Annotated in this window: 11 protein-coding genes and 1 pseudogene; 11 read left to right on the top strand and 1 reads right to left on the bottom strand. The window is 63.1% G+C overall.

Annotated features, from left to right (window positions below):
- The 8 genes from rplF to map all read left to right on the top strand — a co-directional run.
- Positions 1 to 157: 50S ribosomal protein L6 (rplF, locus tag V6M39_RS08065; protein ID WP_332643302.1), on the top strand; the 157-nt coding region annotated here is incomplete at its 5' end.
- Positions 158 to 541 (top strand): 50S ribosomal protein L18, encoded by a 384-nt coding sequence (rplR, locus tag V6M39_RS08060; protein WP_332643301.1) that lies wholly within the window; start codon positions 158 to 160, stop codon positions 539 to 541.
- A complete protein-coding gene (gene rpsE / locus V6M39_RS08055; protein ID WP_309971816.1) occupies positions 541 to 1,161 on the top strand; it encodes a 30S ribosomal protein S5 in 621 nt (206 codons plus the stop codon). The genes rplR and rpsE overlap by 1 nt, the downstream gene beginning before the upstream one ends.
- On the top strand, positions 1,161 to 1,346 hold the full coding sequence (gene rpmD / locus V6M39_RS08050; protein WP_309971814.1) for a 50S ribosomal protein L30: 186 nt from the start codon (positions 1,161 to 1,163) through the stop codon (positions 1,344 to 1,346). The genes rpsE and rpmD overlap by 1 nt, the downstream gene beginning before the upstream one ends.
- Position 1,347: 1 nt before the next feature.
- Positions 1,348 to 1,791 (top strand): 50S ribosomal protein L15, encoded by a 444-nt coding sequence (gene rplO, locus V6M39_RS08045; protein WP_332643300.1) that lies wholly within the window; start codon positions 1,348 to 1,350, stop codon positions 1,789 to 1,791.
- A gap of 122 nt (positions 1,792 to 1,913) precedes the next feature.
- Positions 1,914 to 3,221, top strand: coding sequence for a preprotein translocase subunit SecY (secY, locus tag V6M39_RS08040; RefSeq protein WP_332643299.1), 1,308 nt, complete (start codon positions 1,914 to 1,916; stop codon positions 3,219 to 3,221).
- The gene (locus tag V6M39_RS08035) at positions 3,221 to 3,784 is read left to right on the top strand and encodes an adenylate kinase (RefSeq protein ID WP_332643298.1); all 564 of its coding nucleotides are present in this window, start codon (positions 3,221 to 3,223) and stop codon (positions 3,782 to 3,784) included. The genes secY and V6M39_RS08035 overlap by 1 nt, the downstream gene beginning before the upstream one ends.
- On the top strand, positions 3,784 to 4,620 hold the full coding sequence (gene map / locus V6M39_RS08030) for a type I methionyl aminopeptidase (RefSeq protein ID WP_332643297.1): 837 nt from the start codon (positions 3,784 to 3,786) through the stop codon (positions 4,618 to 4,620). Before V6M39_RS08035 ends, map begins: the two co-directional genes overlap by 1 nt.
- 14 nt (positions 4,621 to 4,634) lie before the next feature.
- On the opposite strand, the gene ddaH is transcribed toward map, so the two are convergent.
- Complete coding sequence (ddaH, locus tag V6M39_RS08025; RefSeq protein ID WP_442880727.1) at positions 4,635 to 5,492, bottom strand: dimethylargininase; 858 nt, start codon at positions 5,490 to 5,492, stop codon at positions 4,635 to 4,637.
- A gap of 163 nt (positions 5,493 to 5,655) precedes the next feature.
- On the opposite strand from ddaH, the gene V6M39_RS08020 reads away from it, so the two are divergent.
- The 3 genes and pseudogenes from V6M39_RS08020 to V6M39_RS08010 form a co-directional block, all read left to right on the top strand.
- Entirely contained in the window at positions 5,656 to 6,126 is a 471-nt protein-coding gene (locus V6M39_RS08020; RefSeq protein ID WP_442880725.1) for an Lrp/AsnC family transcriptional regulator, read from the top strand.
- A gap of 87 nt (positions 6,127 to 6,213) precedes the next feature.
- Positions 6,214 to 7,068 carry a serine hydrolase gene (locus V6M39_RS08015; protein WP_332643294.1) on the top strand — a complete coding sequence of 285 codons (855 nt, stop codon included), beginning with the start codon at positions 6,214 to 6,216 and terminating at the stop codon, positions 7,066 to 7,068.
- A gap of 294 nt (positions 7,069 to 7,362) precedes the next feature.
- Positions 7,363 to 7,481: pseudogene (locus tag V6M39_RS08010) on the top strand (translation initiation factor IF-1); the annotation flags it as partial.

The following is a 7,481-nucleotide window of genomic DNA, read 5'->3' as shown; positions in this document are numbered from 1 at the left end:
ACCCACCAAGTTTGCCGTGCACGGCATCGACAAGCAGGCCGTCGGTGAAGTCGCAGCCAACATCCGCAAGATCCGCAAGCCTGAGCCCTACAAGGGCAAGGGCGTGCGCTACGCCGGCGAGCATGTTCGTCGCAAGGTCGGAAAGGCCGGTAAGTAAATGGCAATCTCGATCAAGCACGCCAAGCACACAGCGCCTCGCACAGCGTCGCGTCTGCGTCGTCAGGTGCGCGGACGCAAGAAGATCGAAGGCTCGGCTGACCGGCCGCGTCTCGTCGTCACGCGCTCGAGCAAGCACATCGTCGCTCAGGTCGTCAATGACCTCGAAGGCCGCACGCTGGTCTCCGCGTCGACGATGGAAGCTGACCTGCGTGGACTGGACGGCGACAAGTCGGCCAAGGCCAAGCGCGTCGGCGAGCTCGTAGCGGACCGCGCCAAGAAGGCCGGCATCTCGACCGTCGTCTTCGACCGCGCCGGCAACAAGTACGCAGGACGCGTCGCGGCACTCGCCGACGGCGCCCGTGAAGCAGGACTGGAGTTCTGATGAGCACCCAACAGCGCCGCGGAGGCGGAGCGGGCGGACGGGGTCGCGGCAATGAGCGCGGCGCCGAGAAGTCCCAGTACATCGAAAAGGTCGTCACGATCAACCGTGTCGCCAAGGTCGTCAAGGGTGGTCGTCGCTTCAGCTTCACCGCTCTGGTGATCGTCGGCGACGGCGACGGACAGGTCGGCGTCGGCTACGGCAAGGCCAAGGAAGTTCCCACCGCGATCGCCAAGGGCGTCGAAGAAGCCAAGAAGTCCTTCTTCCGCGTTCCGCGCATCCAGGGCACCATCCCGCACCCGGTACAGGGCGAGAAGGCGGCTGGCGTCGTCTTCCTGCGTCCCGCATCGCCCGGTACCGGCGTCATCGCCGGCGGTCCGGTGCGTGCAGTGCTCGAAGCTGCTGGCATCCACGACGTTCTGTCGAAGTCGCTGGGTTCGTCCAACGCGATCAACATCGTCCACGCGACCGTGGCAGCGCTCAAGCTGCTCGAATCGCCGGAGATGGTTGCCGCGCGTCGTGGCCTCACGGTCGAGCAGGTCGCCCCGGCGGCCCTGCTTCGTGCCGGTAAGGAAGGCATTGCCGAGGCGAAGGCCAAGGCTGAAGCCGGAGCAGGTGTCTGATGGCCAAGAAGCTTCAAGTAACCCAGCTCCGTTCGGCCATCGGCCGTAAGCCCAAGCAGCGCGAAACTCTGCGCTCGCTCGGTCTCAAGCGCATCGGCGATGTCGTCGTCAAGGAAGATCGTCCCGAGATCCGCGGCATGGCTGAATCCATCCCGCACCTCGTGGACCTCAAGGAGGTTGACTGACATGGCGCTCAAGCTGCATCACTTGCGCCCGGCTCCCGGAGCCAAGACTGCCAAGACCCGCGTTGGTCGTGGTGAGGGCTCCAAGGGCAAGACCGCTGGTCGCGGTACCAAGGGCACCAAGGCTCGTTACCAGGTACCGGTTGGCTTCGAAGGCGGCCAGGTCCCGATCCACATGCGCCTGCCCAAGCTGAAGGGGTTCAAGAACCCGTTCCGCGAGGAGTACCAGGTCGTCAACCTCGATCGCATCGAGGAGCTCTTCCCCAAGGGTGGCTCCATCGACGTCGCGGCTCTCGTCGCCAACGGCGCTGTCCGCAAGGGCCGCCCCGTCAAGGTGCTGGGTCAGGGCGAAATCACTGTCAAGGTCGAGGTCACGGCGAACAAGTTCTCCGGATCTGCGAAGACCAAGATCGAAGCAGCCGGCGGCAGCGTCACCGTCCTCGGCTGATGATCACCGGAGCGGGACACCTGTCCTGCTCCGGTGATTTTCTTCACTGTTAGAGTTCTAGCGCGGGCGAAAGCCCGCTTTTGTCCGTTACATACGCACTCCGGTGCACGAGGAGGCTCGCGGTGCTCAGCGCCTTCGTCAACGCGTTCAGGACGCCTGACCTGAGGAAGAAGCTTCTCTTCGTCCTCTTCATCATCGTCCTGTTCCGACTGGGCTCGACTACTCCGGCCCCCGGCATCAACGTCGCCAACGTCCAGGACGCTGTCACGGCGGCATCGACCGGTGAGAACAGCGGCTTGTTCTCGCTCATCAACGTCTTCTCCGGCGGCGCACTGCTGCAGCTGACGGTGTTTGCGCTGGGCATCATGCCCTACATCACGGCGAGCATCATTCTTCAGCTGCTCGTCGTCGTTATCCCTCGTCTGGAGGCCCTCAAGAAGGAGGGTCAGGCCGGACAGACCAAGATCACCCAGTACACCCGCTATCTGACGCTTGGCCTCGCGATTCTGCAGGCGACCGGCATCGTGGCGCTGGCCCGCAGCGGCAACCTCTTTGGCGGAGCTGACACCGGCCAACCTCTCCTCTACAACAACGACAGCATCTGGTCGTTCTTGCTGATCGTGCTGACCATGGTCGCCGGCACCGCCGTCATCATGTGGCTCGGCGAGCTCATCACCGACCGCGGCATCGGCAACGGCATGTCGATCCTGATCTTCTGCCAGGTCACGGCCACGTTCCCCGGCGCGATGTGGGGTATCCAGCAGCAGAAGGGCTGGACGACCTTCGTCCTCGTTGTGCTCGTCGGCCTCGTGATCGTCGCAGCAGTCATCTTCATCGAGCAGGCTCAGCGCCGTATCCCGGTGCAGTACGCCAAGCGCATGGTCGGACGCCGTATGTTCGGCGGTTCGTCGACGTACATCCCGCTCAAGGTCAACCAGGCCGGCATCATCCCGGTCATCTTCGCCTCGAGCCTGATGTACCTCCCCGCGCTGATGGCACAGTTCAATCCCGAGGCTGGCTGGGCAGACTGGGTCGTAGCGCACTTCGTCAAGGGCGATCACCCCTACTACATGGCGTCGTTCTTCCTGCTGATCGTGTTCTTCACGTACTTCTATGTGTCGATCACGTTCAACCCCGAAGAAGTCGCCGACAACATGAAGAAGTACGGCGGGTTCATCCCGGGCATCCGCGCGGGCCGCCCGACGCAGGAGTACCTCGCGTACGTCCTGAGCCGCATCACGCTTCCGGGTGCTCTCTACCTGGGGTTGATCGCACTCATCCCGTCGATCGCCATCGCGTTGCTCCAGGCCAACCAGAACTTCCCGTTCGGTGGCACCACGATCCTCATCATCGTGGGTGTCGGTCTAGACACGGTCAAGCAGATCGAGAGCCAGCTGCAGCAGCGCAACTACGAAGGCTTCCTCAAGTAATGCGGCTGCTGATCATGGGACCCCCCGGCGCGGGCAAGGGCACCCAGGCTGTTGGTCTCGCGAAGCTGCTGGGTGGTGCCCACATCTCGACGGGTGACATCTTCCGCGCCAATGTCTCGCAGCAGACCGAGCTGGGCCAGGCGGCGCAGCGCTACATGGACGCCGGCGAGTACGTTCCGGACGAGATCACCAACGCGATGGTCAAGGACCGGCTCGCGCAGGAAGACGCACGCGACGCGTTCATCCTCGACGGCTACCCCCGCACGGTTGACCAGGTGTCGACCCTCGACGGAATTCTTGAGTCGCTCGGCACGAAGCTCGACGGCGTGATCGAGCTCGTCGTGGATCCCGAAGAGCTCATCCAGCGCCTGCTCAAGCGTGCTGAGACCAGCGGCCGTGCTGATGACACCGAAGAGGTCATCCGCCACCGTCAAGAGGTCTACACGAACGAGACATCCCCGCTGATCGAGATCTACGGCGGCCGTGGGCTGCTGATCGAGGTTGACGGCATGGGCGACGCCGACGAAGTCGGCCGACGGATCGTCGACGCGCTGCCCCGCTGATGTTTGACCGCGGGATCGAGATCAAGACCCCGGCTCAGATCGAGTCGATGCGCGAAGCCGGCCTGGTGGTTGCCTCGACGCTGGAGCTTCTGCGCACCACGGTGCAGGCTGGTATGACGACTGCTGAGCTGAATGCGTTGGCGCACGATCACATCCGTGCACAGGGCGCGACCTCCAACTTCCTCGGCTACGGTGCACATTCGGCCTCCGGCGTGGGTGGCTTCGCGGGTGTCATCTGCACGTCGGTCAACGACGAGGTGGTTCACGGGATCCCCGGCACCCGGACGCTGCATGACGGCGACATCATCTCGATCGACTGCGGCGCGATCATCGACGGCTGGCACGGAGACGCCGCGATCACCGTCGCGATCGGCGACGTCCCAGACGAAGTCACCGAGCTGATGCGCGTCACCGAGCAGTCGCTGTGGGACGGCATTGCCGCGGCACGCCTCGGCGGGAGGGTCTCCGACATCAGCCATGCCGTCGAGAGCTCGGTACGCGCGCAGGGCGACTACGGGATCGTTGAGGGCTTCACCGGCCACGGGATCGGATCGGCGATGCACCAGCCGCCCAACGTTCCCAATGTGGGTCGACCGGGTCGAGGGGCCAAGCTCGTCAAGGGCCTTGCCCTCGCTGTCGAGCCGATGATCACTCTCGCCACGCCCAATACTCGTACACTCGCCGACGACTGGACAGTCGTGACGACAGACGGCTCATGGGCTGCCCACTACGAGCACACGTTCACCCTCACGGACTCTGGTGCGTGGGTACTCACCGCAATCGACGGTGGCAAGGCCCGGCTCGAAGCTCTTGGCGTGCCGTACGGCGGCCACTGAACCTTCGACGTGATCTAGCGGTGCATCTCCATAGTGCAGCACTTGACGCTGCCGCCTGACTTGAGGAACTCACTCAGGTCGACTGGCACCGGGTTGTAGCCCCGCTCTCGCAGCTGATCACTGAGGTGCTTCGCAGCTGACGGCACGATCACGTTGTGGCCGTCGCTCACGGCGTTGAGGCCCAGGACAAGAGCGTCAGCCTCGGTACAGATGACCGCGCTGGGGAACAGATCACGCAGCGTGCGCTGGCTGTGCTTGCTGAACGCGCCGGGGAAGTAGGCGATCTCCGCGGGGGTGTCACCGTGGCCGTCATCGAGGATCGCGATCGCCGTGTCGAGGTGATAGAACCGCGGGTCGACGAGCTCAAGCGAGACCACGGGGCGGTCGAGGGCGTTTGCAGCCTCGATATGCGCTTCGAGGGACGTGCGGAAGCCAGTGCCGGCAAGGATCATCCGCTTGAGCGCGAGGAAGTCGCCTTCACCCTCGTTGATCTGCGCAGGCTGGATGACCTGGATGCCGAACTCGTTCAGCCACTCGCCGTATGCCACGCCCTCGGCGGTGCGCTCAGGGAAGCGGAACCTGGCTCCGTAGGCACGCTTGCCGACCACGAGTCCACCGTTGGCAGCGAACACCATGTCCGGCTGCCCGGCCATGGGCTCGATCAGCTCGACTGTGTGGCCGAGACTCAAATAGGTGTTGCGGAGAACCTCCCACTGGACATGAGCGCGCTCGACATCGACGGGAACCTGCGTATTCATCCACGGATTGATCGCGTACGTGACCTCGAAGTACTGGGGCGGGCACATGAGGTATTGCCGGGTACGGGCCGTCCGTTGAGTTGCGGGCTGTGTGCGGGTGTCGATGACGGTCAATGTGGCCTCCGGCAATGTGCGTGTAGAGAAGTGTGAGCTCCCTTGCAATGAATCAATGCTAGTTGCGTAGGTGGCGCACTGGCGAAGTCGAAACTGTGCATTGACCCGTAGATTTGTTGTCTGATTTCGCCATCCGTGACGTTTTCTTGCGAAGATGGACAACATGGACAACATCGACCGGCAGCTCATCAGTTGCCTCCTCGAGGACGGTCGGGCCAGCTATGCCTCCATCGGAGACAAGATCGGCCTTTCAGCCCCAGCTGTGAAGCGTCGGACGGACCGATTGCTCGCGGACGGAGTGATCAGCGGGTTCACCGCAGTGCTCGACCCAGACTTGGTCGGTTGGAGCACCGAGGCGTACGTCGCGGTGCACTGCAAGGGCGCGATCTCGCCGGACGAGCTGCGTGCCGCGTTCGCTCGAGTCCCCGAAGTGCATTCTGCAGCGACGATCTCTGGTCAAGCCGATGCGATGCTGCGCATCGTCGCCAAAGACGTGCGTGATCTCGAGCGTGCGTTGGAACGCGTGCGTACCGAGACATCCCAAGTCGACCACACCGAGACCTCGATCGTGCTTTCACGATTGATTGAACGCCACGGCCTCTCGGCGCGCGGTGAGCTCGACCCTCAATCCTGAGTCGGCTCACAGAGTCAACTGAGCTTCACAACCTGCGCACAGCGCACGCGGAGGTCACACTCAAGCTGACTTCTTAGCGTCGCGTGCATGGTGAAGTCATGGATGTTCTGGGTCGTCGGTCTCGTGATGAGCAGCGCCGTCGCATCGTCTGCCATCTCCGCAGACGCCCAGAGCTCCCGGACTGCGGCGCTGAGCCCTTCCACGTCGACGGCGTCCGCCACCACGTCGACGTCCAACTCATCCGCCCCTGATCTGAGCGGTCTTGCCGAGATCTCCACTGATGCGGATTTCGCCGTGGAGGTGCTCAACCTCGACACGGGCGAGACGGCGTCGTACGGCGGTGGATCGTTCGACACGGCAAGCATCGTCAAAGTCGACATCCTGGCTGCGTTGCTCTTTCAGGCTCAGCACGAGGGACGCGGTCTGACGGCTAGTGAACAAAGCCAAGCCGCGGCGATGATTGAACGAAGCGACAACACCGCCGCGACGACGCTCTTCAATGCTGTTGGCGGCAAGTCGGGACTCGAGGAGTTCAACGACATGATCGGTCTCGAAGACACGGTCGTCGGATCCAATGGCAATTGGGGTCTGACACAGACCACTTCGGCGGACCAGATCCGTCTACTCAAAGTCGTGTTCGGCTCCGACTCGGTTCTGACGAGCGAATCGCAGGCGTACATGAAGTCGCTGATGTCGAATGTGATCGACAGTCAAGACTTCGGTGTCTCGGCGGCGGACGATGATGGTGACGCGGCACTGAAGGTCGGCTATCTGCAGCGCTCTGCGACCGGCCTGTGGGATGTCACGAGCATCGGCGAGATCGAAGCCGGCGGGGAGACATTCCTGGTGGCAGTGCTGTCGGAGGACAACTCCTCGTACGAAGCGGGTGTTGCGTTGGTTGACGAGGTGGCTCAGGCGGCGGTTTCCTCAGTCGTGGAGTGATCTCACCGGGTTTCGACCTTCCTGGCGGCTTCGCCGCGACACGCGCCCCCTACAAGTCAAGTGGTGGAGAGCCCACATGCACGTGTGCGTGGGGACCCCCAAACCCGCCTCAGCGTTCGCTCGCTGCGCTCGCTCAACTTCGGCGATTTGAGTCTGCCGGGTGTGTGAGCGTAGAATTGGGAGTCGGCCTTTTCAGGTCCGCATTCCCATGCCATGGCTTCCGCTTCGGCGGCGTGGTTGGAGTGCGCCAGACGGGGCTGACACACAGTAGACAAGCAGACCGAAGAAGAGGTTATGGCGAAAAAAGAAGGCGTCATCGAGATGGAAGGCGCTGTCGTTGAAGCGCTGCCCAACGCGATGTTCCGCGTCGAGCTCGCCAATGGGCACAAAGTACTCGCCCACATCAGCGGCAA

It is taken from the genome of Aeromicrobium sp., assembly GCF_036675695.1.
Lineage (GTDB): Bacteria > Actinomycetota > Actinomycetes > Propionibacteriales > Nocardioidaceae > Aeromicrobium.
This window is presented reverse-complemented; position numbering and strand designations above follow the sequence as displayed.